The sequence below is a fragment of the Streptomyces netropsis genome, assembly GCF_014203545.1.
GTDB classification, from domain to species: Bacteria; Actinomycetota; Actinomycetes; order Streptomycetales; family Streptomycetaceae; genus Streptomyces; species Streptomyces netropsis.
The window spans coordinates 493,779-519,846 of sequence record NZ_JACHJG010000001.1 but is presented as its reverse complement, the minus strand read 5'-3'; the positions used below and the strand labels follow the sequence as shown (position 1 = coordinate 519,846).

Here is a 26,068-nt window from a genome sequence, read left to right as displayed (position 1 = left end):
CGGGTCCGAACGGCCGTACGCGGACGACCCCCATAGGGGGCGTATGGTTGCGATTTGGCTGCCGCGCGTCGGTCGGCCTTCGGCGCTTCATCTCACGAGCGGTGGTTACCGATCAGTAGAGATGACGTTTGCGCCGCCGCGGTCCACGATGGGACGGCGCGACATAAGCAAAGACCGTATGTGACCGCGTGCGCAGCATCGTTTGCGTGCAGGACACAACGACCCGAACAGCGAAGGAACAGCGTGGCTCCCGGATCCGATCGCAACCCGATCATCATTGGCGGCCTTCCCAGCCAGGTCCCGGACTTCGATCCCGAAGAGACCCAGGAATGGCTCGACTCGCTCGACGCAGCCGTCGATGAGCGAGGCCGGGAACGTGCCCGCTACCTCATGCTTCGCCTGATCGAGCGCGCGCGTGAGAAGCGTGTGGCCGTGCCCGAGATGCGCAGCACGGACTACGTCAACACCATCGCCACCAAGGACGAGCCGTTCTTCCCCGGTAACGAGGAGATCGAGCGCAAGATCCTCAACGCGACCCGGTGGAACGCGGCCGTGATGGTGTCGCGCGCCCAGCGCCCGGGCATCGGCGTCGGCGGGCACATCGCCACCTTCGCCTCCTCCGCGTCGCTCTACGACGTCGGCTTCAACCACTTCTTCCGTGGCAAGGACGAGGGCGACGGCGGCGACCAGATCTTCTTCCAGGGCCACGCCTCCCCCGGCGTCTACGCCCGTGCCTTCCTGCTGGACCGACTGTCCGAGCAGCAGCTCGACGCGTTCCGCCAGGAGAAGTCCAAGGCCCCCTACGGCCTGTCCAGCTACCCGCACCCGCGGCTCATGCCGGACTTCTGGGAGTTCCCGACCGTCTCGATGGGCCTCGGCCCCCTCGGCGCGATCTACCAGGCCCGCATGAACCGCTACATGGAGGCGCGCGGCATCGCCGACACCTCCAAGTCCCACGTGTGGGCGTATCTGGGCGACGGCGAGATGGACGAGCCGGAGTCGCTCGGCCAGCTGTCGATCGCCGCCCGTGAGGGTCTGGACAACCTGACCTTCGTCGTCAACTGCAACCTGCAGCGCCTCGACGGCCCGGTCCGCGGCAACGGCAAGATCATGCAGGAGCTGGAGTCGCAGTTCCGCGGCGCCGGCTGGAACGTCATCAAGCTGGTCTGGGACCGCTCCTGGGACCCGCTGCTCGCGCAGGACCGCGACGGCATCCTGGTGAACAAGCTCAACAGCACCCCGGACGGCCAGTTCCAGACGTACGCGACCGAGACCGGTTCGTACATCCGTGAGCACTTCTTCGGCGACGACCAGCGGCTGCGGAAGATGGTCGAGGGCATGTCCGACGACCAGATCCTGCACCTGGGCCGTGGCGGTCACGACCACAAGAAGATCTACGCGGCGTACGCGGCGGCCAAGGCGCACAAGGGCCAGCCGACCGTGATCCTCGCGCAGACGGTCAAGGGCTGGACCCTCGGTCCGAACTTCGAGGGCCGCAACGCGACCCACCAGATGAAGAAGCTGACGGTCGACGACCTCAAGCGCTTCCGGGACCGTCTCCACATCCCGATCGCCGACAAGGAGCTGGAGTCCGGCCTGCCGCCGTACTACCACCCGGGTCGCGACTCGGAGGAGATCCAGTACATGCACGACCGCCGCAACTCGCTGGGCGGCTACGTGCCGACCCGCGTCGTGCGCGCGAAGCCGCTGGCCCTCCCGGACGACAAGGCCTACGCGACCGCGAAGAAGGGCTCGGGACAGCAGTCGATCGCCACCACCATGGCCTTCGTCCGCATCCTGAAGGACCTCATGCGGGACAAGGAGATCGGCAAGCGCTTCGTGCTGATCGCCCCCGACGAGTACCGCACCTTCGGCATGGACGCGTTCTTCCCGTCCGCGAAGATCTACAACCCGCTCGGTCAGCAGTACGAGGCCGTGGACCGCGAGCTGCTGCTCGCGTACAAGGAGTCGCCGACCGGTCAGATGCTGCACGACGGCATCTCCGAGGCGGGCTGCACGGCCTCCCTGATCGCGGCGGGCTCGGCCTACGCGACGCACGGCGAGCCGCTCATCCCGGTCTACGTCTTCTACTCCATGTTCGGTTTCCAGCGCACCGGTGACCAGTTCTGGCAGATGGCGGACCAGCTCTCGCGCGGCTTCGTGCTGGGCGCGACCGCCGGTCGTACGACGCTGACCGGTGAGGGTCTCCAGCACGCGGACGGCCACTCGCAGCTGCTGGCGTCCACCAACCCGGCCGTCGTCTCCTACGACCCGGCGTACGGCTACGAGATGGCGCACATCGTCAAGGACGGTCTGCGCCGGATGTACGGCGAGAACGCCGAGGACGTCTTCTACTACCTGACCGTCTACAACGAGCCGATCCAGCACCCGGCCGAGCCGGCGGACGTGGACGTCGAGGGCATCCTCAAGGGCCTCTACCGCTTCAAGGCGGGCGAGCAGGGCGCCATCCCGGCGCAGATCCTCGCCTCCGGCGTGGCGGTGCCGTGGGCCGTCGAGGCCCAGCGGATCCTGGCCGAGGAGTGGAACGTCAAGGCGGACGTCTGGTCGGCGACCTCCTGGAACGAGCTGCGCAAGGACGCCATCGAGGTGGAGGAGCACAACCTCCTGCACCCGGAGGAGGACCTGCGCGTCCCGTACGTGACGAGCAAGCTCCAGGGCGCCGAGGGCCCGAAGGTGGCCGTGTCCGACTGGATGCGGGCGGTTCCGGACCAGATCTCGCGCTGGGTGCCGGGCACCTACACCTCGCTGGGCGCGGACGGCTTCGGCTTCGCGGACACGCGTGGCGCGGCCCGTCGCTTCTTCCACATCGACGCGCAGTCGATCGTCCTCAGCGTGCTCACCGAGCTCGCCAAGGAGGGCAAGGTCGACCGCTCGGCGCTGAAGCAGGCGATCGACCGCTACCAGCTCCTCGACGTCACGGCGGCCGACCCGGGCGCCGCGGGCGGCGACGCGTAGTCGCTCGCACCCGGCGGGAGACCACCCCCGCTTTCCACTGCCGCTGCCCCGGCCAGCCCTTGCTGGCCGGGGCAGCGGCAGTTCGGGGCGCCGACGCCCCCGGACGAGCTGAAATCAGCCCGTCCGGCGCTTGAGGACACCGTGCGGAGCACGGAAAGGGGGCCCGGGGCTCGCCCCCCGTTCCGGGAAGGGGCGGGACCGGGGAAGGATCCGCCGGACAGTCCCTAGTGCTCCCAGACCTTGTACGCCCTCACCTGGTACGGCGACTCCGGCACCCAGCTCCCGGACGGGTACGTGTCGAACTCGCCCGTCTCCCCGCAGGTGGCGCTCTGATACGTGGTGACGGGGCGCCCCGTGCGGTTGACGAGGGACGCCGCGCTCGTACCGGCCGGTAAGGTCACGCAGCTCTCGATGGCGATGTCCGTGAGTTCGCTCGTGGACCGGGTGCCGTGGAACCCGGTCTTCTGCCACAGGCACAGCTGCCCGGCGGCGCAGGCGCCGGGCGTGACGCGGGCCGTGCGGGCCGGGGACGGCGCGGGCGCGGCCTGCGCGCTCGTGGCGGTCAGAGTCCCCGCGAGGGCAGCGAAGCCCATGGCGAGGGCCGCGGTGCGGATCGTCCGCATATGGATCACTCCCCTGAATCGGAATGGCGTACGCCGATCCTCCTCGTCGGTGATCACCGCTGCCAAGGGCGAAAAGCGCGCAGGGCCCGGATAGGGGAACCCGTCCGGCGGGGTGTCCGGCGGGTGTCCTGCACGGTGATGCCGGTCACGGGCCGGCTCCGGGCGGGAGGACGGGAGCGCCGGCTCCGGACCGGACATCTCGACCGGATCGGACCCGCGTTGGCGGAAAATTGGCGTACTTGAGCGGGGTGAGCACGAGTGTGCGTAATTGCCCCTCATCAAACGTGAGATAGCTCACCGGCTTCCCGGATAGCCACAGCTTTCTCCTAGGGTGTCTGGCGGTGACTTCTTTCCCGGAGCTCGGCTCTCCCTCCTCCCTGCCTTGGACGAACTCGGCCACGGCCATGCGCGCGCTGCTCGCCCTGGCCGTGGTGTTCGTCATGCTCGCCACGACCGGCTGGACGGCGGTCAGAGGGCACCAGGGGGACTCCGACCCGAGAGCGGCCTCGCTGAGCGCCTGGCTGCACGACTCCATAGGCGGACGTCCGCTGCCCGCCCCCGAGGCGGGGTCCGCCGCCGTGGCCCGTTTCCTCGGCTCCCTCACCGGAGACCAGCGGACCCGGCTCGCGGAGCGCTACCCCCTGGTCGTCGGCAACCTCGACGGCGCCCCGGTCGAGCTGCGCTACCGCGCCAACCGGATCGCGCTCGCCAAGGCCCGTAAGGTCGAGGAGCACCGCAGGCACGCGAGCGGGCTCACCCCCTCCGGCCGCCACGAGGCGGGGCGACGCATGCACCGCTTCGCCTCGCTGATGAGCAAGGACCGGCAGGTCCTCGCCTTCGACCCCAGCGGCTCCGGCCGGGTCGCGGAGGTCTTCGGCGACCTCGACCGGGCCGACCGGGTCTCGGTCGTGGTGCCCGGCGTCGACACCAATGTGCTGACCTTCGAGAAGAGCCAGCGTGCCCACACCGCGCCCGTGGGCATGGCCCGCTCGCTCTACGCGGCCGAGCGGAAGGCCGCCCCCGGCACCAGGACCGCCGTCATAGCCTGGGCCGACTACACCTCCCCCAACGGCGTCGGCATGGACGCGGCGACGGGCAAGCTCGCCGCCGAGGGGGCCCTGCGGCTGCGGGCGCTCGTGCGGGCGCTGCCCGGCGGCTCACCGGTCTCGCTGTTCTGCCACAGCTACGGCTCGGTCGTCTGCGGCGTCGCCGCCCGCGAGCTGCCCTCCCGAGTCACGGACGTCGCGGTGGCCGGCAGCCCCGGCATGCGGGCCGAGCGGGTCTCCGAACTGCGCACCAGCGCGCGGATCTGGGCGATGCGTGATGCGGACGACTGGATTCAGGACGTTCCGCACCTGGCTGTCGGGGGCCTCGGCCACGGCGCCGACCCGGTCTCCGCGGCCTTCGGGGCCCGGCTGTTGTCGGCCCGCGACGCGAAGGGCCACGCCGGGTACTTCGAGCCCGGCACCATCAGTCTGGCCAACTTCGCCGGGATCGGGGTCGGCGCCGTCACCTCCGTCACCTGCGCGAAGGACGACGCCGACTGCTCCGCCGCCTGAGCGGAGCCGGGCCGCTCCCGGGTGGCCACCGGCCCCTTCAGGCCACCGGATTGACGCGCGTAGCGCCGGGAGGGGGGACGGGCGGGCGGCCGCCGCATACGATGAAGCGCATGGGTGATGTGCTGGCCGGTTTCCATGCCGCCTGGGAGTTCGACACCGACTCCGTGCTCATCCGCTTCGAACGGGGGATCCGCACGCCGAAGCTGCTCCAGGCGCTCGGCGAGCGACGCATCCCCTACGAGGCGCTCGCGGCCGTCGAGCCGGCCGCGGGGAAGCGCGGCACGGTGGTCCTGCGTGCTGTGCCCAGACCGGGCGCGGATCCGCTGATCGACGTGTCGGACGGGCAGCTCAAGGAGAGCTGCGATCCGTACCGGCTGGTGCTGCCCGCCGAGCGCGAGCTGCTCGCGGAGTACTACGCCGACGAGATACGGGCCCGGCTCGGCCCGCGTGCCGCCGAGCCCGCCGAGCGGCATCTGGTCGCCGCGCCCGTCCCCCCGCTGTCCTTCAAGGCCTACGACGGCAAGGCGTCCTTCGACGGCAGGGCCGTCTCCTTCCGCTGGTTCTGGACCGGCGCCTCCTCCACCAAGTGGAAGGCCGGCGACCAGCGTTTCCCCGTCGAGGAGTTGGCGGGCGTCGAGTGGCGCTCCCCGGACGTCCTCGGCGGCCATCTGCGGCTCGTCCCGCGCGGCTCCGAGGGCAGCCGGCCGGGCGACACCGACCAGGACCCGGCGGCCGTCGTCTTCGGCATGGGTTACGGCCTCGTCCACGAATCGCTGCCCTTCGCGGCGGCGGTCCTCGAGGCCGTGCGGGCCCAGTCCGGCCGGGGCGTGCCCGTTCCCGCCCCGCGCCGCGTCCACGCCGGCCGCCCCGACCCGGGCGGCATCGCCGACCGCATCCGGCACTTGGGCGCGCTGCACGAGGCGGGGCTGCTGACCGACGACGAGTTCAGCGCGAAGAAGGCGCAGTTGCTGGCCGAGCTCTGACCGCACCCGGCCGGGCCGGGTGATACCGGGGTATGACCCCCGGGTCGGCACCCTGGTGTGATGTCCGGCCGGGCCCGGCCGCCTACGCTGAACGGGCCATGTCCAAGTCACGCACCACCACCCCGCTTCCGGCACCCCTGTTCGGCCATTCCCGGCGCCGATGGGTGCGGCGGCTGCCGTACGGCGTCGCGGTCCTTTTCATCGCCATCCTGCTGCCCGTCACCGGCATGGTGCTCTCGAACGACTACGGGCTGCACCCCGACCTCGCCGTCGCGCTCGCCGTGCTGCAGACCCTGCCCCTGCTGATGGCCGTCCGCCGGCCGCTGCGGGCCTGGGTGATCGTCTTCGTCTCCGACGTGGCGGGCGCGGCGGCGCTGCTGGCCGTACCGGTGCAGGAGGACCGTCCCTGGCCGTGGCCGCCGATGGCCATCATCGGCATGCTGCTGCTGATGTTCGCCGTCGGCCTGCGCGAGCGGCGTCGTACGCTCCTGACGGTATGGCTGCTGGTCCTCGCCGCGAGCGTCGTCTTCAAGGGCATCTCCCCCGAGCGGGACAACGGCACTTGGGTGTCGTTGGTCGTGCTGGGCGGCGTGCTGATGGTGGTGGGCGGCGCGCTGCGCGAACGGGGCGACGCCCAGCGGGCGCTGGCCGAGCAGGAGACCATCAGCGAGGCCGAACGGGCCCGCCGCACCCTCCTCGAGGAGCGCACCCGCATCGCCCGCGAGCTGCACGATGTCGTCGCCCACCACATGTCGGTGATCACCGTGCAGGCCGACAGCGCGCCCTACCGGCTCACCGACCTGCCGCCGGAAGCCCGGGAGGAGTTCGGCTCGATCGCCTCGACGGCCCGCGAGTCGCTGACCGAGATGCGCCGGCTGCTGGGCGTGCTGCGCAGCGAGGACGCCTCCGGCGAGGGCGGCGCCTCGGAGCGGGCGCCGCAGCCGGGTGTGGAGCGGATCCCGCAGTTGGTCGAGGCGACCGTGCGGGCCGGGCTGCCGGTGGAGTTGGCGATGCCGGACCCGCTGCCGACCGGGCTGCCGCAGACCGTGGACCTGTCCGCCTACCGCATCACGCAGGAGGCGCTGGCCAATGTCGTCCGGCATGCCCCCGGTGCCGCGACGCGGGTGTCGGTCACCGTCGACCCGGACCGTACGGGTCTGATGGTCCTGGTCGTCAACGCCACCGCCCCGGACGCGGACGCGCCGCCCCTGGAGACGAGCGGCACGGGTCACGGCCTGGTCGGCATGCGCGAACGCGTCCGCCTCGTCGGGGGCACCCTCGACACCGGCCCGCTGCCGGACGGCGGCTTCCGGGTCGCTGCCCGGCTTCCCCTCACCACCGGAACAGAAGAGGAACTCTTCACCGCATGACCATCAAGGTGATCATCGTCGACGACCAGGCCATGGTGCGGGCGGGCTTCGCGGCCCTGCTCGCCGCCCAGCCCGACATCGACGTCGTCGGCGACGCCCCGGACGGGCGGCAGGGCGTGGAGGTGAGCCGCCGCACGCACCCGGACGTGGTGCTGATGGACGTCCGCATGCCGGAGATGGACGGCCTGGAGGCCGCCCGGCGACTCCTGGACCCGCCGATCGGGGTGACGCACCGTCCGAAGGTGCTGATGCTCACGACGTTCGACGTCGACGACTACGTCTACGAGGCGCTGCGCGCGGGCGCTTCCGGCTTCCTCCTCAAGGACGCCCCGCCCGCCGACCTGATCTCGGCCGTGCGGGTCGTCGCCGCCGGCGAGGCCCTGTTGGCCCCCTCCGTCACGCGCCGCCTCATCGCGGACTTCGCCAAGCAACGCCCCGCGCCGCGCAAGAACCCGGCCCTGCGCCTGGGCGGTCTGACGCCGCGTGAGACCGAGGTCCTCGGACTCATCGCCCGCGGCCTGTCCAACCAGGAGATCGCGGGCTCGCTGATCCTGGCCGAACAGACCGTGAAGACCCACATCGGCCGCGTCCTCGCCAAGCTCGGCCTGCGCGACCGGGCCCAAGCGGTGATCTACGCCTACGAGTCGGGGCTGGTCTCGCCGGGCGAACGGTAGCCCCGCATCAAGCCCGCTGGGGGCACCTCCCAGCGGTAGCTGGGGGAGATTGAGGACGCGCCCGCAGGGCGCCCCCGCCGCAGGCGGCAAGACGGCCCGCAGCCGAAGGCCCGCCGGCTCCCGCCTCCCGGCCCCGCCCGGAGGGAGGGGCTACTCCCGGCCGACCGCCGTGAACGTCATGTCCGTGTAGCGGTTGCCCGCGACCTTGCCGGCGATGGGCTCCAGCTGCGCCAGCTCCGCCGCGTCCAGCACGATGCGCGTCGCCGCGAGGTTCTCCTCGATGCGGGTGCGCTTGCGCGTGCCCGGGATCGGGATCACGGACAGGCCGTGGACCTCCGCGCGCTGCTGCACCCAGGCCAGCGCGACCTGCGCCAGGGAGATGCCGCGCGCCTCGGCGATCTTCCGTACCGGCTCCAGCAGCGCCGCGTTCGCCGCGGCGTTGTCGCCCGTGAAGCGGGGCTGCGTGCGCCGCCAGTCCTTGGTGTCCAGCTCCTTGTCCGCGCTCACGAACGAGCCGGTCAGGAAACCGCGGCCGAGCGGCGAGTAGGGCACGAAGGCGACGCCCAGCTCCTTGGCCGCGTCGACGACGCCCGCTTCCACGTCCCGGCTGAACAGCGACCACTCCGACTGCACCGCCGCGATCGGGTGCACCGCGTGCGCCGTGCGCAGTTCGCCCGGGGAGACCTCGCTGAGGCCGAGGTGGCGGACCTTGCCCTCCGCCACCAGCTCGGCCATCGCGCCGACGCTCTCCTCCATCGGCACGTCCACGTTGCGGCGGTGCATGTAGTAGAGGTCGATGTGGTCGACGCCCAGGCGGCGCAGGCTGCCCTCGACGGACGCGCGGATGTAGCCGCGGTCGTTGCGTATCGCCTGGAACGACGGGTCGTCCTCGCGGCGCTCGATGGCGAACTTCGTGGCCAGCGTGAGGTGGTCCCGATGGGCCCGGACGAAGGGCGCGATGAACTCCTCGTTGCGCCCGAAGCCGTAGATGTCGGCGGTGTCGAACAGCGTGACGCCCCGCTCCAGGGCGTGCTCCAGCGTGGCCCGGGCCTCGGTCTCGTCGGTCGGCCCGTAGGAGGCGCTCATGCCCATGCAGCCGAGCCCCTGCACGCCGACCAGCGGTCCGCCGGTGCCGAGCGCTACGGTGTCGATCCTGTCGTTGCTCATGTGCGTGAGGCTCCTTCGGACGCCCGGCGACGGGCGTCGGCATAGATATCGATCTTGTAGTCGAGGACGTCGAGCGTGCTCCGCAGCTCGGCGATGCGCCGCCGTACGTCCTCCCGGTGCGCGCTCAGCAGGCGCTCGCGCTCGGCGACCGTCTCCTCGCCCTGGCGCACCAGTTCCGCGAAGCGGACCATGTCGGCCACCGGCATGCCGGTCAGCCGCAGCTTGCCCACCAGGTCCAGCCAGTCCAGGTCCCGGGGCCCGTAGCGGCGCTGGCCGGTGTGCGAGCGGTCCACCAGTGGCATCAGCCCGATCCGCTCGTACCAGCGCAGGGTGTGCGCGGACAGACCGGTGTAGTCGGCCACTTCACTGATCGTGAAGCGGTCCCGCCCCTCCGGGCGCCGGTGCCGCTGGCGCTCCAGCTCACCGCAGGCCCGCACTTCCGCCGGCGCGTCGTCGATCACGGTCATCGCAGTCCCCATCAGTACCCCTCCGCATGGCTGCACGGTCTGTGCCCTTGCGACGGACTCAACGCTAGAGAGTTGGAGTGCACTCCAAGCAAGCGGATACTTGAGGCAATCTTGGCCTGGTGGGGTACCGGGTTAGGCTCCTCGTCATGGAGAGCCTGCGCAAGATCGAAAACTGGCCGGTGGAGCACGCCGCAGCCGCCGTGGTGCGTGCCGACGGCAGCTGGGCGGGGTCGTACGGGCCGACCGACCGCCGGTTCGCGCTGGCGTCCGTGACCAAGCCGCTGGCCGCGTACGCGGTGCTGGTGGCGGTCGAGGAAGGCGCGATCGAGCTGGACGAACCGGCGGGTCCCGCCGGTTCCACGGTCCGTCACCTGCTCGCGCACACGTCCGGGCTGGCCTTCGACGAGCAGCGGACGATGGCCGAGCCGGGGACCCGGCGGCTGTACTCCAACGCCGGGTTCGAGACGCTCGGCGACCATCTCGCCAAGGCCGCGGACATCCCCTTCCCCGAGTATCTGCGCCAGGCGGTGCTGGAGCCGCTCGGCATGACGGCGACGGACCTGCCCGGCTCCCCGGCCAAGGACGGCGTCTCGACGGTGGCCGACCTGGCGCGCTTCGCCGCCGAACTCCAGGCGCCGCGGCTGCTGTCCCGGCAGACCGTGGACGAGGCCACGTCGGTGGTCTTCCCCGGGCTGCCCGGGGTGCTGCCGGGCTTCGGACACCAGCGGCCGAACGACTGGGGCCTGGGCTTCGAGATCCGTGACGGCAAGTCCCCGCACTGGACGGGCACTTCGTCCTCGCCGCGGACCTACGGGCACTTCGGCCAGTCGGGCACGTTCCTGTGGGTGGACCCGGAGGCGAACGCCGCGTGCGTGGCCCTCGCGGACCGCGCCTTCGGCGACTGGGCGATCGAGGCCTGGCCCCCGCTCACGGACGCGGTCCTCGCCGAGCTGCGCGGGGCGTAACCCTTCCGCGCCCGTCAGCCCATGAGCCCGGTCCGCCCCGCCACCCGGTGACGGGGCCCTGCCCGCCACGGACACCCGGGCCGGTCAGGCCCCGGCGCCCCGCGCCGGGGTCACCCGAAGTGCGGCTCGGCGTGCATCTCCCACACGAGCAGCTCGGCGGGGTCCACCGCCTCGGCGCGCAGCCGGCTCGCGTCCACGACGCGAGCCGCGTCACCCGCCCGTAGTTCCTCGTCCCCGAGCCGGACGGTTCCCCGCACCACGTGCGCGTACAGCCACGGCGCGGCCGGCAGGTCGGCGCCGGTGCCCCGGTCGAGCCGCCACACGCGCAGGCTCGCGTCCCCCCGCGTCAGGGCGTACGGCGTGCCGTCGGCGAGGCCGCGCACCACCTCGTACGAGGGATCCCCGCCGAACTCCGACGGGGTGAGCCACATCTGCAGGAACCGCAGCGGAGCGGCCCCCGCGTTGCGCTCCACGTGCCGCACGCCCGCGCCCGCGCCGAGCCGCTGGACGTCGCCGGGGCGCACCACCGAGACATGGCCGGTGGAGTCCTCGTGGGTGAGCTCGCCCTCGATGACCCAGGTGACGATCTCGGTGTCCCGGTGCGGGTGCTCCGCGAAGCCGGCGCCGGGCGCCAGGTGCTCCTCGTTGCAGGCGGAGAGCGGACCGAAGCGCACATTGTCCGGGTCGTAGAAGCCGGCGAAGGAGAAGGCGTGCCACGTTTCGATACCGGCCGGTAGGTCCCCGCCGCGGAAGCGTTCCCCCGCCCGTTGGATGATCGGTCGTCCCTGCGTCATCGGGCTACGGTAGCCCGGCCACCCCGCTCCGCACCCGAATAAGGCAGGCTTGTCCCGTGCCTGAACCCGCCGCTAACACCCCGCATTCGCACAGCGCCACCCTCCGCCGCCTGGAGAAGTCCTCCGGCACTCTGGCCGCCGCCGCCATCGCCCGTATGGATGCCCAGCTGCCGTGGTACCGGGCGATGCCCCCGGAGAACCGCTCCTGGATCGGCCTGGTCGCCCAGGCCGGTATCGCGGCCTTCACGGAGTGGTTCCGGCATCCGGAGACTCCGCAGGCGATCAGCACCGACGTCTTCGGTACGGCCCCCCGGGAGCTGACCCGGGCGATCACGCTGCGCCAGACCGTGGAGATGGTCCGCACGACCATCGAGGTCATGGAGTCGGCCATCGACGAGGTGGCGGCCCCGGGCGACGAGTCGGTGCTGCGCGAGGCGCTGCTCGTCTACGCCCGCGAGATCGCCTTCGCCACGGCCCAGGTGTACGCGCAGGCCGCCGAGGCACGCGGCGCGTGGGACGCCCGGCTGGAGTCGCTGGTGGTCAACGCCGTGCTCTCGGGCGAGGCCGACGAGGGGGCGCTCTCCCGCGCCGCCGCCCTGGGCTGGAACTCGCCCGCGCACGTCTGCGTGGTGCTGGGCACCGCCCCCAACGGTGACAGCGAGCTGACGGTCGAGGCGATCCGCCGGGCCTCGCGGCACGCGAAGCTCCAGGTGCTGACCGGGGTGCTCGGGGACCGGCTGGTGGTGATCGCGGGCGGCTCGGACAATCCGCTGCAGACGGCGAAGGCGCTGATCGGCCCGTTCGCGGCCGGGCCCGTGGTGGCCGGGCCGGTGGTCTCCGACCTGCTGGCCGCGACGCGCTCCGCGCAGGCCGCGGCCGCCGGGCTCAAGGCGTGCGCGGCCTGGCCGGATGCGCCCCGGCCGGTGCTGGCCGACGATCTCCTGCCGGAGCGGGCGATGGCCGGTGACGCAACCGCCCGTGACCAGCTGGTGGAGGAGATCTACAGACCGTTGGAGGAAGCGGGCTCCGCGCTGCTGGAGACCCTGAGCGTGTACCTGGAACAGGCGAGCAGCCTGGAAGGTGCGGCGCGGATGTTGTTCGTCCACCCAAACACCGTGCGATACCGCCTCCGACGTGTGACGGACGTCACCGGATGGTCACCCTCCGATGTGCGCTCCGCCTTTACCCTGCGGGTCGCACTGATCCTGGGGCGTCTGGCCGACGCGGAGTCGCAGTCTTAGTCTTTTGTCAGACGTCAACAATTCCCCTGACGGTTCTTCGTCCCTGTCCCCACGGGTGGCCGATGCCGTCCACGAGAGAGAGTGTGAGGGTGCTCGTACTCGTCGCTCCCGGCCAGGGCGCTCAGACGCCCGGCTTCCTGACCCCCTGGCTCGACCTCCCCGGTGTTGAAGACCGCCTCCGGGAGTGGTCGGCTGCCATCGACCTGGACCTGGTCCACTACGGCACGAACGCCGACGCGGACGAGATCCGCGACACCGCGGTGGCCCAGCCGCTGCTGGTCGCGGCGGCCCTGGTCTCCGCGGGTCAGCTGATCCCGAAGCCCGAGGACTTCGCGCGCCTCGTCGGCGCCACCGCCGGCCACAGCGTCGGCGAGCTGGCCGCCGCGGCGCTCACGGGCGTGCTGTCCGAGCAGGCCGCCATGACGCTCGTACGACGCCGCGGCCTGGCCATGGCCGAGGCGGCGACGGCCGCCGAGACCGGCATGTCCGCCCTGCTGGGCGGTGAGCCCGAGGTGGTCCTGCCGCACCTGGAGAAGCTCGGCCTGATCCCCGCGAACGTCAACGGCGCGGGCCAGATCGTGGCCGCCGGCACCCTGGAGCAGCTGGCGGCGCTGGCCGAGGACAAGCCCGAGGGCACCCGGCGGGTCGTCCCGCTGAAGGTGGCCGGCGCGTTCCACACGCCGCACATGGCCCCGGCCGTCGCCGCACTGGAGTCGGCGGTCTCGGAGCTGACCGTCACCGATCCGCACACGGTCTACGTCTCCAACAAGGACGGCCGGACCGTGGCCACCGGCCAGGAGGTCGTCTCCCGGCTCGTCGGCCAGGTGGCCAACCCGGTCCGCTGGGACCTGTGCATGGATACCTTCAAGGAGCTGGGCGTCACGGCGATGATCGAGGTTGCCCCGGGCGGCACCCTCGTGGGCCTCGCCAAGCGCGCCCTGCCCGGTGTGAAGACTCTCGCTCTCAAGACCCCGGACGACCTCGACGCCGCCCGTGCGCTGATCGCCGAGCACACCGCCGCCGCCGAGACCCCGGCCGAATAAGGAGCCCGAGAGTATGACCGCGAAGATCAAGCCCGCCAAGGGCACTCCGTACGCGCGCATCCTCGGCGTCGGCGGCTACCGCCCGGTCCGGGTGGTGCCGAACGAGGAGATCCTCAAGCACATCGACTCGTCCGACGAGTGGATCCGCTCGCGCTCCGGCATCGCCACCCGGCACTGGGCCGGCCCGGACGAGACCGTGGCCGCGATGTCCATCGAGGCCGCGGGCAAGGCCATCGCCGATGCCGGGATCACCCCCGAGCAGGTCGGCGGCGTGATCGTCTCGACGGTGTCGCACTTCAAGCAGACCCCGGCGATCGCGACCGAGATCGCGCACAAGATCGGGGCGGGCAAGCCCGCCGCGTTCGACATCTCCGCGGGCTGCGCGGGCTTCGGCTACGGCCTGACCCTCGCCAAGGGCATGGTCACCGACGGCAGCGCCGAATACGTGCTGGTCATCGGTGTCGAGCGGCTCTCGGACCTGACCGACCTGGAGGACCGTTCCACGGCCTTCCTGTTCGGTGACGGCGCGGGTGCCGTCGTCGTCGGCCCCTCGAAGGAGCCGGCGATCGGCCCCACCGTGTGGGGCTCCGAGGGCGACAAGGCCGACACCATCAAGCAGACCATCGCCTGGGACGCCTACCGCGAGGAGACCGAGGTACGCTTCCCCGCTCTCACCCAGGAGGGCCAGGCGGTCTTCCGCTGGGCCGTCTTCGAGATGGCGAAGGTCGCCCAGCAGGCGCTGGACGAGGCCGGCGTCAGCCCGGAGGACCTGGACGTCTTCATCCCGCACCAGGCCAACATGCGGATCATCGACTCGATGGTCAAGACGCTGAAGCTGCCGGACACCGTCACGGTCGCCCGTGACGTGGAGACCACGGGCAACACCTCCGCGGCCTCCATTCCGCTGGCCATGGAGCGGCTCCTGGCGACAGGGGCGGCGAAGAGCGGGGACACCGCGCTCGTCATCGGATTCGGGGCGGGTCTCGTGTACGCCGCGACGGTCGTTACCCTCCCCTAGGCGAGTTCCGCGCGGAACGGCTTCCACCGGCCGCCGCGGACCCTCACCACATACGCAGTTCTCACATCGCAGTTCCACCGCAATATCGAAGGAGCGCCACAATGGCCGCCACTCAGGAAGAGATCCTCAAGGGTCTCGCGGAGATCGTCAACGAGATCGCCGGCATCCCCGTCGAGGACGTCCAGCTGGACAAGTCCTTCACCGACGACCTGGACGTCGACTCGCTGTCCATGGTCGAGGTCGTCGTCGCCGCCGAGGAGCGCTTCGACGTGAAGATCCCCGACGAGGACGTCAAGCACCTCAAGACCGTCGGTGACGCTGCCGACTACATCCTGAAGCACCAGGACTGACCAAGCGTTCGTCGCCACCCCGGCGGTGGCGGTTCCAGCACCTCTACACGTGGAGACAGAATTCCTGTGAACTCGACCAATCGCACCGTGGTCGTCACCGGTATCGGCGCAACCACACCGCTGGGTGGCGACAGCGCATCGACCTGGGAAGGGCTGCTCGCCGGGCGTTCCGGCGTCAAGCCCCTGGTGGGTGAGCGCTTCGCCGACCTTCCGGTCCGCATCGCCGCCCGGGTGGCCGTCGACCCCGAGGACGTCCTGCCCCGCCCGCTCACCCGCAAGCTGGACCGGTCGGCGCAGTTCGCGCTGATCGCCGCCCGCGAGGCCTGGGCCGACGCGGGCTTCACCGCCAAGGCCGGTGACGACGCCTCCATCGCGCCCGAGCGGCTCGGCACGGTCATCGCCTCCGGTATCGGCGGCGTGACCACCCTGCTCGACCAGTACGACGTGCTCAAGGAGAAGGGCGTCCGCCGCGTCTCCCCGCACACCGTGCCCATGCTCATGCCCAACAGCCCGTCCGCCAACGTCGGCCTGGAGGTGGGCGCCCAGGCGGGTGTGCACACCCCGGTCAGCGCCTGCGCGTCCGGCGCCGAGGCGATCGGCTACGCCGTCGAGATGATCCGCACCGGCCGTGCCGACGTGGTCGTCGCCGGCGGCACCGAGGCGGCCATCCACCCCCTCCCCATCGTGGCGTTCGCCAACATGATGGCGATGTCGAAGAACAACGACGAGCCGGAGAAGGCTTCCCGCCCGTACGACAAGGGCCGGGACGGCTTCGTCCTCGGCGAGGGCGCGGGCGTCGTCATCCTGGAGTCGGCCGAGCACGCCGCCAAGCGCGGCGCCCGGGTCTACTGCGAGGTGCTGGGCCAGGGTCTGTCCGCGGACAGCCACCACATCGCCCAGCCCGAGCCGACGGGCCGCGGCATCGCCGCCGCCCTGCAGAACCTGCTGGACTCAACCGACCTCAAGCCGTCGGAGGTCGTCCACCTCAACGCGCACGCCACGTCCACCCCGCAGGGTGACGCGGCCGAGGTCAAGGCGCTCCGCAAGATCCTCGGTGACGACCTCGACCACGTCGCGATCTCCGCGACCAAGTCGATGACCGGTCACCTGCTCGGCGGCGCCGGCGGCATCGAGACGGTCGCGACCGTCCTCGCCCTGTACCACCGGATGGCCCCGCCGACCATCAACATCGAGGAGATGGACGAGGACATCGACGCGGACATCGTCCGTGGCGAGCCCCGCCCCCTCCCCGAGGGCTCCATCGCGGCGATCAACAACTCCTTCGGATTCGGCGGCCACAACGTGGTCCTCGCGCTCCGCTCGGTCTGATCACCGCTCGTCGACGCATGACGAAGGCCCGCCCGGTCGTCCGACCGGGCGGGCCTTCGCGTTCCCTCGATCCGCGGGCTCGGCGCGCTCAGCGGGAGGCGCCCCAGGCGGGCGGGGCATCGGGGGAAATGTAGCCGGGTTCACTCAAACAGTGACAGACAGACGTTCGATCGCGTGACTCAGACCACCTGGTGCAGCCACCGGACGGGAGCGCCTTCGCCCGCGTAGCGGAAAGGTTCCAGCTCGTCGTCCCAGGGCTTGCCGAGCAGCCGGTCGACCTCGGCGCGCAGATCGCTCTCGCCCCGCCCGGCCCGTGCCACAGCGGCGCGGAGACGGTCCTCGGGGATCAGGATGTCGCCGTGGATGCCGGTGACGGCGTGGAAGATGCCGAGGTCGGGGGTGGAGCTGTAGCGCTCGCCCTCCGCCGTGGCACAGGGCTCGGCGGTCACCTCGAAGCGCAGCAGGTGCCAGCCGCGCAGCGCGGAGGCGAGCTTGGAGGCGGTGCCGGGCTCGCCCTGCCAGGAGAACTCGGCGCGCCAGGTGCCGGGCGCGGCGGGTTGTCGGATCCAGTCGAGGGTGACGCGCACACCGAGCACGCCCGCGACGGCCCATTCGACGTGCGGGCACAGCGCGCGCGGCGCGGAGTGCACGTACAGAACTCCACGTGTCGTCACCGGGACCTCCAGTGCGGTTCGAGGTTCGCCTTCCCCAGCGGCCTCGCGCACATACCGGTCCCGCCCGGGACAGCTCGGGGCATTTTGCCCCAACAGCCACTCCCGTACCAGCCCACGAGGTTACCAACAGTAAACACCATCGGGAGCAATTCTCCTGAAAAGGGACAGGGCATGACGTGTTGCCAGTCAAATGCTGTCCGGCTGATCACGATGCGCACCACCGCTGCGCGGCGGTGTCCTCAAGCGCCGGACGGGCTGGTTGCCGAGCTCAGCCAAAACCAGCCCGTCCGGCGCTTGAGGACGCGCCCGCGGGGCGCTCGCCGCCGCAGGCGGCACAGCGGTCGGCAGTCAAAGGCCCGCCGGTCAGGCGAGAGGCGGCAACGACGGCCCCCGGCAGGGTGACGTACCGTCGGTCCAGGACAGACATCACCCGGCCTGATGGGGGAAACACGATGCGCAGCAGCACGGGGCGGCGGTCCCGGATGGTACGGGCCGCGGTGGCGGCGTTCTCTGCCGCACTCCTCGTCGCGGGCTGCGACGACGGGTCGAGCGGCGGCTCGGCCAAGGCGGCCGCGAAACCGAGCGCCGCGCCCAAGCCCGCCTGGAACGCCCGCCCCGCGTCGATGGCCTCGCTCGGCGACTCCATCACCCGTGGTTTCGACGCCTGTTCCGTGCTCTCCGACTGCCCCGAGGCGTCCTGGGCCACCGGCACCACGGTGAACAGCCTGGCTCAACGGCTGCTGCCGTACCCGCAGACGAGCAGCTGGAACTACGCGAGGACGGGCGCGCGGATGGCGGACCTGCCCGGTCAGATGCGGTCGGCGATAGCGCGGAAACCGCAGCTCGTGACCGTACTGCTCGGGGCCAATGACGCCTGCCGCAAGGAGGTGGCCGACATGACGCCGGTGGATCGGTTCCGTGCGGACTTCGAGTCCTCCCTCAAGGAGCTCCGCCGCTCCCTGCCCAAGGCCCAGGTGTACGTGGCCGGTGTGCCGGACCTCAAGCGCCTGTGGACGCAGGGACGGACGAACGGCTACGCGAAGACGGTCTGGAAGCTGGGGATCTGCCCGTCGATGCTCGGCGACTCCGAGGCGATGGACGCGGCCGCCGTGGACCGCCGCGACCAGGTCGCCAAGCGGGTCGCCGCGTACAACCACGTGCTCAAGAGCGCCTGCGCGCGGGACAAGCTGTGCCGCTACGACAGTACGGTCAGCGGCTACGCCTTCACCGGCGAGGAGTTGAGCCAGTGGGACTGGTTCCACCCCAACAAGAGGGGACAGCGGACGCTGGCCGACATGGCGTACCGCACGATCACCGCACAGGGCCCGCCCGCGTGAGCCGGGCGCACGGCGGGGAGGAGGGACGGGGCCTGTCAGGTGGCCCCGCCCCGGTCTCTCCCCCGGTCTTTCATGGCACCTCGACCGGTGCGGTCAGACGGCGGTCGGCGATACTGCGGCCGGCCTCGGCGGTGTAGGTGCCGGGGATCCGGCGCCGGCCGGCCGCCTCGTCGTCCCAGACCTCGAAGGCCCGGGGGTCCAGTGCGACGACCGCCTCCACCGCCTCGCCCGGCCCCGCCTCGACGGAGGCGAAGCCCGCCAGCCGCCGGGCCGGACGCGCCGCCTCGTCACCGGGCGGGACGGCCAGATAGATCTGGACGACCTCGCGCCCGGGGCGGCTCCCGGTGTTGCGGACGCGGACGCGGGCCGTGGCAGCGGCCGTTGCGCCCCTGTCGATGCCAAGGGACTCGTACGACCAGTCGGTGTAGCCCAGGCCGTGACCGAAGGCGTACGCGGGGGTCGCCCGCGCCTTCTCCCACGCACGGTAGCCGATGAACACCTCTTCCTCATAAGCGAGTTCGCCCGCCACCGGGGCGACCCGCGTCACCGGCGCGTCCGCGAGCCGGGCCGGCCAGGTGGTGGGAAGACGGCCGCCGGGCTCGCACACGCCCAGGAGCACGTCCGCCAGGGCCCCGCCCGCCTCCTGTCCGGGGAACCATCCCAGCAGCACGGCGGCGACGTCGTCGCGCCACGGCAGTTCCACGGGTGAGCCGGCATTGACGACCACGACGGTACGGGGGTTGACGGCGGCCACCTTGGCGACGAGTTCGTCCTGGCGGCCGGGGAGGGCCAGGGTGCTGCGGTCGAAGCCCTCGCTCTCGACGCGCTCGGTGGTGGCGACCACGACGACGGCCGCGTCCGCCGAGGCCGCGGCGGCGACCGCCTCGGCCAGCAGTTCCTCCGCGTCGCGTTCGGGGTCGCGGTGGAGCAGACAGAAGCCGACGGCCTCGATGGGCGCCCCGGCCGGTTCGGCGACGACGTAGGTGAGGGAGACCTCGACGGCCTCGCCCGCTTCGAGGGCGACCCTGCCGCGCTCCACGGGCGAGCCGAGGAACGCTTCGAAGGGATCGGCGTGATCGGCGCCCTGCTCCCCGTCGAAGAGCGTCCGCCCGTCGACGACGAGCCGGAAGGCCCCGACCCCCTTCGTGCCGAAGAGGTGCGCGCCGCTCTCCCGCGGGGTGAACGTGCCGGTCACCTCGACGGCGTGCAGGGCGGCGCGCTCGACGCCGGCGGGCAGATCGCCCAGCCACTGCACCATGCCGTCGGGCATCCGCTCCTCCCCCAGCACCCGCCCGGCGGCGTCCCGGCACACGGCCCGCAGCGCGAATCCCGCGCCCGCGACGAGGAGTTCGTCGCCGGGGTCGGCGCCGACGGCGTAGGTGACCGCGCCCTCGGGCAGGGCGGCGCGCAGCCCGTCCAGCGGCGGGACGACACGGGCGGGGAAGACCTGCGCGGATCCGCCACCGAGGATGCGGGCGTCACGGGCGGCGCCGCCGAGGAGCGCGACACGCAGGCCCTGCGCGGGGTCGAGGGGCAGGGCAGGCGTGCCGCATACGGGCGCGTTGCGTACGAGCACGAAGGAGCGACCGGCGATCTCGCGGGCGAGTGCGACGCCGTCTTCGCCGTCCGGAGCGAGCGGGGGTTCCCCGCCGAGGGCGCCGACCCGGGCGGCGAGCCGCAGCACGCGGCGTACGGCGTCGTCGACCACCGACTCGGGCACGACTCCGGCCCGTACGGCCTCGGCGAGCGCCGGGCCGTAGACCGTCGCCGGGCCGGGCATGGCCACGTCGAGTCCGCCGAGCGCGGCGCGTACGGTGTCGCGGGCGGCGAGCCAGTCGGAGACGACGACGCCGTCGAAGCCCCACTCGCCGCGCAGGACGTCGTTCAGGAGGTGGCCGTGCTCGGTCATGGTCACGCCGTTGACCTGGTTGTACGCGGCCATGACGCCCCACGGGCGGGCGTCTTTGACGATGGCCTCGAAGGGGGCCAGATACAGCTCGCGCAGGGCGCGGCCGGAGACCTTGTTGTTCACGGTGAACCGCTCGGTCTCGGCGTCGTTGGCCACGAAGTGCTTCACGACGGCGGCGACCCCGCCGTCCTGCACGCCGCGCACATAGCCGGTGCCGATGCTCGCCGTGAGGTAGGGGTCCTCGCTGTACGCCTCGAAGTGCCGGCCCCCGAGCGGGGAGCGGTGCAGATTGACGGTCGGCGCGAGCAGCACGTGCACGCCCTTGCGGCGGGCTTCCGCCGCGAGGACCCGGCCCGCGCGGCGGGCGAGCGACGGGTCCCAGGTGGCGGCGAGGGCGGTGGGGCTGGGCAGCGCGAGCGAGGGGTCGTCGGCGGTCCAGCGGACGCCGCGCACGCCGACGGGTCCGTCGGACATGACGATCGGGCGCAGCCCGATGGCGGGGACGCCGGGCAGGGACCACATGTCCTGCCCGGCGAGGAGCCGGGCCTTGGTGTCGAGGTCGAGCGTGTCGACCACGTCGTCGGACATGGGCGGTTCCTCCCCTGGAGCCGGTGCGCGGTCTCGCGGTACTTGCCAACTGCCCTGTTGGAGACGGTACTTCCCGCGTCGCGTCCCCGACCCGGTGACATTCGGACCGCGCGCCCGTTCCGCACTCGAACCGGTGGACTCCGCCACTCGTACGAGCGAGATCACGTGACGGCCCGGGGCGAAGGGCGCGACGCTCTGCGTGCACCCGGGAGACCGCGCCCCGGGCCTCACCTACCCATGAGGAGACATCTGTGAACGTCCGCCGCTCCCTGACCGCCGCCGTCGGCGCCGTGGCCCTCACCCTCGGACTGGCCTCGGCGGCCTCCGCCACCCCCGCGGCCCTGAACCCCTGCGGGTTCTACAAGACGGGGAGTGACGCCTTCTACAACCACTGCACGGGTGACGGCTCGCGCGTGGTCATCAAGGTGGACGTGTCATGGGGACCCGATTACGAGCGCTGCGTGGCTCCCGGCACGACGTGGCTGGGGTCCGCCGGCAAGATCGGCGGCGCGCACTACGTCGGGCGCACCTGCTGATCGGAGCATGACGGCGGGCCCGGGACATCACTCGTCCCGGGCCCGCGGCGTGTGCGCCCCGCCGTCAGTGCGTTGCCCGTCAAGGACTGTGCGCGGAGCCCATATATGGCACACGGCAACGGTCGCTAGTTTTACTGACGGGAACCGCTGGGGGGGGCGGTTCGGAGTCGGCTCTCACGGGATGCCCTACGGGGGGACGCATCCCCTTGAGCCGAGTCGCCGCTCCGTGCCCGGCCACCGCCGGGTACGGAGCGGCCTCCACCGAGCTCGGCCGTCAGCCCGTATGTGCGGCCCGACGGTACTCGCGTGGCGTCATTCCCATGTAGGCGCGGAAGGCGCGCGAGAAGTCGGAGGGGTGGGCAAAGCCCCAGCGGCTGCCGATGGAGCTGATCGCGGTCCCGGCCAGGTCCGGATCGGCCAGATCATGCCGGCACCGGTCCAAACGGTGTTGCTTGATGAAGGTCGTGACGGTGCTGCCTTCTTCCTGGAATACCCGTTGCAGGTAGCGGACGGATATGTGGTGGGCCTGGGCGATGCTGTCGGGTGTCAGGCCCGGGTCGTCCAGGTTCTCGACGATGAAGGAGCTGAGGGTCCGGAACAGGAGGTGCCGACGGGATTCCGGGGACAACGGCGCCTTTACGTCCGTGTATTGCGCCAGCATGGCGGTCACCATGTCCAGTGTGGTGTTCCTCAGCCGCAGCCTGTCGTGGGGGGTGCAGTGCCGGTATTCCTCGTGCAGCCCCAGCAGGAATTGCCGCAGGAGGCGACCGACGCCTTGAGTGCCGGGCAGCGTTTCGGCGCATACCCTCGCGATATGCGGCTCGGGCAGTGGCAGCAGATGCCTGGGGAACTGGAGCATCACCGACGAGCCGCCGTCTTCTCGCGGGCCGAGACAGCCCTCGAACGGTCGTGAGCTGTCGAACAACACCATGTCGCCCGGGGAGATCAGGACCTTGTTCCTGTTCTGCTCGACGCCTTGCCGCCCCGACAGCATGAGAGCGACCTGGAGCAGCTCCGGATCCGACCGTCTGATGAGTTCCGGGGTTCTCTGCGAGACCAGCGCCGAATAGCGCATGAACGAGAGCTGCACCCCCGCGAAGGGCATGACGTCGATGTGGGCCCTGAAGGCCGAGGCATCGGCGAACCGGAACTTCGCGGGCCCCACAGTGAGAGCGGTGGTCTCGGCCCACGCCTCGGCATTCAGCGTCACCGACAGGCCCGCGGTGTCACTCTGCTGTGCGGACACCTCCCCACCCCCGTCCATCCGTGACCGCCCCCGTGAACCACCACGTGGACGACCCTGCCGAAGCAGAGGGATCTACGGAACGTTGTTGCCGGTCAACCTCCCCGCGCCGGCTTCGGCGCGGGGACGTCGACCCGCGCTCACATCTCGCTCGGCTTGAGCACCACGAAGTCCGCGCCGTTGGGGTCGATGCAGACGGCCAGGCGGCCGACGCCCTCCGCGTCCTCCGGGCCCATCTGCACGCTGCCGCCGTTCTCGGTGACCTTGGCGACCGTGGCGTCGCAGTCCGTCGTGGCGAAGACGGGGTGCCAGTAGGGGCGGCCGCCGTTCACGGACAGGTCCTTGGCCGGGAGCTGCATGAGGCCGCCGTGCATCCGCTCCTCGGGCTGGCCCGCCGGGGTGATGAGGGAGTACGCCCCGTCCCCGTCGCCGGGCAGGGGCATGTCCTGCGTGGTCCAGCCGAAGAGGCTGCCGTAGAAGGCCTTCGCCCCGGCCGCGTCGGTGGTGTAGAGCTCGGTCCAGCACAGGGCGCCCGGCTGGTCGGCGGCCTCCATGCCGCCCTGGGCCTTCTCCCCCGCCTGCCAGACGGCGAACTGCCCGCCCTGGGGGTCGGTGAGCTGGGCCATCCGGCCCCACCCGTTCGCGTCGAACGGCTGCACCCGCACCGTGCCGCCCTGCCGCTCCACGGCCTGGGCCGTGGCATCGGCGTCGTCGGTCTTGAAATAGATCATCCAGGCCGAGCGGGCCCCCTCCTCGGTGAGCGGCCCGATGCCTCCGACGCCCTTGCCGTCCAGCCGGAAACCGCCGTACTCACCGGCTTCCGGGTCCGAACCCCAGGACTGGAATTCCCAGCCGAACACCGAACCGTAGAAGCGGACCGTGGCGGGGACGTCCGGAGCGCCGATATCGAGCCAGCAGGGGGAGCCGTGAACGAAGTCTGTGGTGATCATGGGTGTTCCCTTCGCAGATGCCTGCGAAGCCAGCCTGACACCCACCACCGGCACCCGCCTCCCGACGACGTCCCCGGGTGTCGGCCCGTACCGCCCCGTGCCGTCACTCCGTGCTGTCGCGATGCGCGCGCAGGCCCACGCCGCGGATGCCGTCCCAGTCCGTCAGCTCCTCCACGATCGGATGGGCGGACCCCTTGCCCTCCAGGCTCAGCACCAGGCCCGCCTCCTTGTGTTTGCCCTTCTCGCGGCTGTCGCCCCCGCGCGGGGGGCTCTCGGCGTCGATCTGTACGTCCGTGACCCGGAAGCCGCGCTTCGTGCACAGCTCCAGCACCCGCCCCAGCAGCCCGCTGCGCGTCCGGTAGGACAGTCTCAGCTCCACCTGTTCCGCCACCGGGGCCACCGCCATCCGCCTCGTCATCACCGGGAAGCCGCGGACGACCAGGAAGTGCACCACGGTCGCCGCCGCGCCGAGCAGCGGCAGGCCGCCGCCGCACGCCATGCCGACGGCGCAGGTCAGCCAGATCGTGGCCGCCGTCGTCAGGCCGCGCACCGCGTCGCGGCGGACGAAGATGAGGCCGCCGCCGATGAAGCCGATGCCGGAGACGATCTGCGCGGCCACCCGCGAGGGGTCCTGGCGGATGCCTGCCAGTTCGGCCACGCCGAAGCCGTGCGCCGACACCTCCATGAACAGCGCGCTGCCCACACCGACGAGGGTGTGCGTGCGCAGTCCGGCGCTCTTCTGCTGTAACTCGCGTTCGAGGCCGATGAGCGAGGCGAGCAGGAGCGCGATGCCCAACTCGGCGAACTGACGGGTCCCTTGACCGCTCCCGGGCGAGAACAGCGGGGCGGCGTACTCGGCTATTCGCATCTCGTCATTGTGGCCTGAACCCGACTGTACGTAACGGGTGTTGGGTGCTTCCCTTCCGCCCATGCGCGCACAATGATTTCCTTCCGGCTCATGAGACCCATTGAGAAGGCCCGGATGTCGTTCGGCGTCGCATTGCTCGCGTGCGCCGCCCTGTTGCCCACCCCCGCCGTCGCGGCTCCCGCAGCGTCTTCGGAGCCCTCGGCCACACCACTCACCGCCGAGGAGGAGCGGCTCACCGGCCCCGTGCCGCAGGAGATCCTGCGCCGCTCGGGGTTCGACGGGGTGGCGCCCGGCTTCGCCCGCGCGCTGGCGCGTACGCGCACCCCCGGGCAGGCCGAGCAGCTGGCGACCGCCGAGGGGCGGCGGCTGTGGCAGCGGGCCGTGGACCGGGCGCAGGGCCGCTCGGCCGCTCCGGAGCGCTCCGGGGACCTGAGCCGGGACGACGACCGCCCGCTGTACTGGGCGCGCCTCGGTATGACGCGGGCGCTGCGCCAATGGAAGCCGGCGTTCGTGACGGCGGACGCGCGGGCGGCTTTGGTGAAGCAGCTGGTCGCGAAGGTCGAGCGCGGCTCGCGCGGACAGGACTCCATCGAGCTGCCCCGGGGCGACCGGGGGATCAAGCGCGTCGTGATCACCGGCTTCGACCCGTTCCAGCTGGATTCCGACATCCGGCGCTCCAACCCCTCGGGCGCCGCCGCGCTCGCCCTGGACGGCACGACCGTGAACACGGCGACCGGTCCGGCGCGGATCGAGGCGGCGCTCTTCCCGGTGCGCTGGGCGGACTTCACGGCCGGTGACGTCGAGCGCACTCTGCTGCCGCACTTCGAGTCCGGGCAGCGGGAGGCGGACATGTTCACGACGATCAGCCAGGGGCGGGACGGCCGCTTCGACCTGGAGCACACCAACGGCGCCTGGCGCGGCGGCTTCCCGGACAACGTGGGCGACTCCCGCACGGAGACCGTCCCCGTGCCGCCGGGCGTGCCGACCGTCCACCCGCAGCCGCAGTGGACGTCGACGACCCTGCCCTACGACGCGGTCCTGGCCGCGAAGACCGGCCCGTACCCGGTGTACGACAACACGGCCGTCACGGAGATCCCGGCGGGCGGCACCACGCCCGTGCACCGGGCCCAGGGGCCGACGCCGGGCTCGACGGCCCGCGAGGGCGGCGGGGGCGACTACCTCTCCAACGAGATCGCCTACCGGGCGACGCTGCTGCGCGACGCGCTGCGCCCCTACCTCCCGGGCGGCCATCTGCACACGCCGGTGCTGCGGTTCGGCGCCGGCAACACCGATCCCGCCACCGGGCGGATCACGGACCCCTCGTTCGTCCGGGACCGGCAGGCGATCACCGCGCAGATCCGGGCCGTGATCACCGTGGCGGCGGGCGGCGCCCCTCGGTCATGA

Annotated in this window: 23 protein-coding genes; 14 read left to right on the top strand and 9 right to left on the bottom strand. The window is 71.8% G+C overall.

Going from position 1 to position 26,068, the window contains the following annotated elements:
• Window positions 1–243 precede the first annotated feature (243 nt).
• The gene (gene aceE / locus FHS38_RS02315; protein ID WP_184730099.1) at window positions 244–2,976 is read left to right on the top strand and encodes a pyruvate dehydrogenase (acetyl-transferring), homodimeric type; all 2,733 of its coding nucleotides are present in this window, start codon (window positions 244–246) and stop codon (window positions 2,974–2,976) included.
• A gap of 224 nt (window positions 2,977–3,200) precedes the next feature.
• Here aceE and FHS38_RS02310 read toward each other — a convergent pair whose 3' ends face one another.
• Window positions 3,201–3,599: a peptidase inhibitor family I36 protein gene (locus FHS38_RS02310; protein WP_184730097.1), complete on the bottom strand. Its 399-nt coding sequence runs from the start codon at window positions 3,597–3,599 to the stop codon at window positions 3,201–3,203.
• Window positions 3,600–3,940: 341 nt separating this feature from the next.
• Between FHS38_RS02310 and FHS38_RS02305 the strand changes: the two genes are divergently transcribed.
• The 4 genes from FHS38_RS02305 (at window position 3,941) to FHS38_RS02290 (ending at window position 8,185) form a co-directional block, all read left to right on the top strand.
• Window positions 3,941–5,158: an alpha/beta hydrolase gene (locus FHS38_RS02305; protein WP_229821879.1), complete on the top strand. Its 1,218-nt coding sequence runs from the start codon at window positions 3,941–3,943 to the stop codon at window positions 5,156–5,158.
• A 110-nt stretch (window positions 5,159–5,268) separates the two neighbouring features.
• Window positions 5,269–6,141 (top strand): DUF4429 domain-containing protein, encoded by an 873-nt coding sequence (locus FHS38_RS02300; protein ID WP_184730095.1) that lies wholly within the window; start codon window positions 5,269–5,271, stop codon window positions 6,139–6,141.
• 98 nt (window positions 6,142–6,239) lie between these two features.
• Window positions 6,240–7,511: a sensor histidine kinase gene (locus tag FHS38_RS02295; RefSeq protein ID WP_229821880.1), complete on the top strand. Its 1,272-nt coding sequence runs from the start codon at window positions 6,240–6,242 to the stop codon at window positions 7,509–7,511.
• The gene (locus FHS38_RS02290) at window positions 7,508–8,185 is read left to right on the top strand and encodes a response regulator (RefSeq protein ID WP_184730091.1); all 678 of its coding nucleotides are present in this window, start codon (window positions 7,508–7,510) and stop codon (window positions 8,183–8,185) included. Before FHS38_RS02295 ends, FHS38_RS02290 begins: the two co-directional genes overlap by 4 nt.
• Before the next feature lie 150 nt (window positions 8,186–8,335).
• Here FHS38_RS02290 and FHS38_RS02285 read toward each other — a convergent pair whose 3' ends face one another.
• Both FHS38_RS02285 and FHS38_RS02280 read right to left on the bottom strand, forming a co-directional pair.
• The gene (locus tag FHS38_RS02285) at window positions 8,336–9,352 is read right to left on the bottom strand and encodes an aldo/keto reductase (protein ID WP_184730089.1); all 1,017 of its coding nucleotides are present in this window, start codon (window positions 9,350–9,352) and stop codon (window positions 8,336–8,338) included.
• A complete protein-coding gene (locus FHS38_RS02280) occupies window positions 9,349–9,819 on the bottom strand; it encodes a MerR family transcriptional regulator (RefSeq protein ID WP_184731078.1) in 471 nt (156 codons plus the stop codon). The genes FHS38_RS02285 and FHS38_RS02280 overlap by 4 nt, the downstream gene beginning before the upstream one ends.
• Window positions 9,820–9,965: 146 nt before the next feature.
• Between FHS38_RS02280 and FHS38_RS02275 the strand changes: the two genes are divergently transcribed.
• A complete protein-coding gene (locus FHS38_RS02275; protein WP_184730087.1) occupies window positions 9,966–10,784 on the top strand; it encodes a serine hydrolase domain-containing protein in 819 nt (272 codons plus the stop codon).
• 110 nt (window positions 10,785–10,894) lie between these two features.
• Here the strand turns inward: FHS38_RS02275 and FHS38_RS02270 are convergent, their stop codons facing one another.
• A complete protein-coding gene (locus FHS38_RS02270; RefSeq protein ID WP_184730085.1) occupies window positions 10,895–11,578 on the bottom strand; it encodes a pirin family protein in 684 nt (227 codons plus the stop codon).
• A 56-nt stretch (window positions 11,579–11,634) separates the two neighbouring features.
• Between FHS38_RS02270 and FHS38_RS02265 the strand changes: the two genes are divergently transcribed.
• The 5 genes from FHS38_RS02265 to fabF all read left to right on the top strand — a co-directional run bounded on the left by FHS38_RS02265 (window position 11,635) and on the right by fabF (window position 16,559).
• Window positions 11,635–12,819, top strand: coding sequence for a PucR family transcriptional regulator (locus FHS38_RS02265; protein ID WP_184730083.1), 1,185 nt, complete (start codon window positions 11,635–11,637; stop codon window positions 12,817–12,819).
• A gap of 89 nt (window positions 12,820–12,908) precedes the next feature.
• A complete protein-coding gene (locus FHS38_RS02260) occupies window positions 12,909–13,862 on the top strand; it encodes an ACP S-malonyltransferase (RefSeq protein WP_184730081.1) in 954 nt (317 codons plus the stop codon).
• Between the two features lie 13 nt (window positions 13,863–13,875).
• On the top strand, window positions 13,876–14,880 hold the full coding sequence (locus tag FHS38_RS02255; RefSeq protein ID WP_184730079.1) for a ketoacyl-ACP synthase III: 1,005 nt from the start codon (window positions 13,876–13,878) through the stop codon (window positions 14,878–14,880).
• Window positions 14,881–14,981: 101 nt separating this feature from the next.
• A complete protein-coding gene (locus FHS38_RS02250) occupies window positions 14,982–15,230 on the top strand; it encodes an acyl carrier protein (RefSeq protein WP_130877605.1) in 249 nt (82 codons plus the stop codon).
• A 66-nt stretch (window positions 15,231–15,296) separates the two neighbouring features.
• Window positions 15,297–16,559 (top strand): beta-ketoacyl-ACP synthase II, encoded by a 1,263-nt coding sequence (fabF, locus tag FHS38_RS02245; RefSeq protein ID WP_184730077.1) that lies wholly within the window; start codon window positions 15,297–15,299, stop codon window positions 16,557–16,559.
• Window positions 16,560–16,738: 179 nt separating this feature from the next.
• Here fabF and FHS38_RS02240 read toward each other — a convergent pair whose 3' ends face one another.
• Entirely contained in the window at window positions 16,739–17,233 is a 495-nt protein-coding gene (locus FHS38_RS02240) for a DUF3145 domain-containing protein (RefSeq protein WP_184730075.1), read from the bottom strand.
• Window positions 17,234–17,685: 452 nt separating this feature from the next.
• Here FHS38_RS02240 and FHS38_RS02235 point away from each other — a divergent pair, with 452 nt between their 5' ends.
• Window positions 17,686–18,570 carry an SGNH/GDSL hydrolase family protein gene (locus tag FHS38_RS02235; protein WP_184730073.1) on the top strand — a complete coding sequence of 295 codons (885 nt, stop codon included), beginning with the start codon at window positions 17,686–17,688 and terminating at the stop codon, window positions 18,568–18,570.
• Window positions 18,571–18,640: 70 nt separating this feature from the next.
• On the opposite strand, the gene FHS38_RS02230 is transcribed toward FHS38_RS02235, so the two are convergent.
• A complete protein-coding gene (locus tag FHS38_RS02230) occupies window positions 18,641–21,067 on the bottom strand; it encodes a glycoside hydrolase family 3 protein (protein WP_184730071.1) in 2,427 nt (808 codons plus the stop codon).
• Between the two features lie 251 nt (window positions 21,068–21,318).
• Between FHS38_RS02230 and FHS38_RS02225 the strand changes: the two genes are divergently transcribed.
• The gene (locus FHS38_RS02225; RefSeq protein WP_184730069.1) at window positions 21,319–21,603 is read left to right on the top strand and encodes a DUF6355 family natural product biosynthesis protein; all 285 of its coding nucleotides are present in this window, start codon (window positions 21,319–21,321) and stop codon (window positions 21,601–21,603) included.
• Between the two features lie 274 nt (window positions 21,604–21,877).
• Here FHS38_RS02225 and FHS38_RS02220 read toward each other — a convergent pair whose 3' ends face one another.
• From FHS38_RS02220 to FHS38_RS02210, 3 genes are all read right to left on the bottom strand, one after another.
• A complete protein-coding gene (locus tag FHS38_RS02220; protein WP_229821881.1) occupies window positions 21,878–22,849 on the bottom strand; it encodes an AraC-like ligand-binding domain-containing protein in 972 nt (323 codons plus the stop codon).
• Between the two features lie 137 nt (window positions 22,850–22,986).
• Window positions 22,987–23,796, bottom strand: coding sequence for a VOC family protein (locus FHS38_RS02215; RefSeq protein WP_184730066.1), 810 nt, complete (start codon window positions 23,794–23,796; stop codon window positions 22,987–22,989).
• 103 nt (window positions 23,797–23,899) lie between these two features.
• Window positions 23,900–24,664, bottom strand: a complete 765-nt coding sequence (locus FHS38_RS02210; protein WP_184730064.1) for an MgtC/SapB family protein — start codon at window positions 24,662–24,664, stop codon at window positions 23,900–23,902.
• Between the two features lie 90 nt (window positions 24,665–24,754).
• On the opposite strand from FHS38_RS02210, the gene FHS38_RS02205 reads away from it, so the two are divergent.
• The gene (locus tag FHS38_RS02205; RefSeq protein WP_229821882.1) at window positions 24,755–26,068 is read left to right on the top strand and encodes a PA0049 family protein; all 1,314 of its coding nucleotides are present in this window, start codon (window positions 24,755–24,757) and stop codon (window positions 26,066–26,068) included.

What these genes read in the sequence shown, in the direction of transcription:
- FHS38_RS02310 (WP_184730097.1), bottom strand. Translation starts at nt 3,599, where the DNA reads ATGCGGACGATCCGCACCGCGGCCCTCGCCATGGGCTTCGCTGCCCTC.
- FHS38_RS02300 (WP_184730095.1), top strand. Translation starts at nt 5,269, where the DNA reads ATGGGTGATGTGCTGGCCGGTTTCCATGCCGCCTGGGAGTTCGACACC.
- FHS38_RS02295 (WP_229821880.1), top strand. Translation starts at nt 6,240, where the DNA reads ATGTCCAAGTCACGCACCACCACCCCGCTTCCGGCACCCCTGTTCGGC.
- FHS38_RS02290 (WP_184730091.1), top strand. Translation starts at nt 7,508, where the DNA reads ATGACCATCAAGGTGATCATCGTCGACGACCAGGCCATGGTGCGGGCG.
- FHS38_RS02285 (WP_184730089.1), bottom strand. Translation starts at nt 9,352, where the DNA reads ATGAGCAACGACAGGATCGACACCGTAGCGCTCGGCACCGGCGGACCG.
- FHS38_RS02280 (WP_184731078.1), bottom strand. Translation starts at nt 9,819, where the DNA reads ATGACCGTGATCGACGACGCGCCGGCGGAAGTGCGGGCCTGCGGTGAG.
- FHS38_RS02275 (WP_184730087.1), top strand. Translation starts at nt 9,966, where the DNA reads ATGGAGAGCCTGCGCAAGATCGAAAACTGGCCGGTGGAGCACGCCGCA.
- FHS38_RS02270 (WP_184730085.1), bottom strand. Translation starts at nt 11,578, where the DNA reads ATGACGCAGGGACGACCGATCATCCAACGGGCGGGGGAACGCTTCCGC.
- FHS38_RS02255 (WP_184730079.1), top strand. Translation starts at nt 13,876, where the DNA reads ATGACCGCGAAGATCAAGCCCGCCAAGGGCACTCCGTACGCGCGCATC.
- FHS38_RS02250 (WP_130877605.1), top strand. Translation starts at nt 14,982, where the DNA reads ATGGCCGCCACTCAGGAAGAGATCCTCAAGGGTCTCGCGGAGATCGTC.
- FHS38_RS02235 (WP_184730073.1), top strand. Translation starts at nt 17,686, where the DNA reads ATGCGCAGCAGCACGGGGCGGCGGTCCCGGATGGTACGGGCCGCGGTG.
- FHS38_RS02230 (WP_184730071.1), bottom strand. Translation starts at nt 21,067, where the DNA reads ATGTCCGACGACGTGGTCGACACGCTCGACCTCGACACCAAGGCCCGG.
- FHS38_RS02215 (WP_184730066.1), bottom strand. Translation starts at nt 23,796, where the DNA reads ATGATCACCACAGACTTCGTTCACGGCTCCCCCTGCTGGCTCGATATC.
- FHS38_RS02210 (WP_184730064.1), bottom strand. Translation starts at nt 24,664, where the DNA reads ATGCGAATAGCCGAGTACGCCGCCCCGCTGTTCTCGCCCGGGAGCGGT.
- FHS38_RS02205 (WP_229821882.1), top strand. Translation starts at nt 24,755, where the DNA reads ATGAGACCCATTGAGAAGGCCCGGATGTCGTTCGGCGTCGCATTGCTC.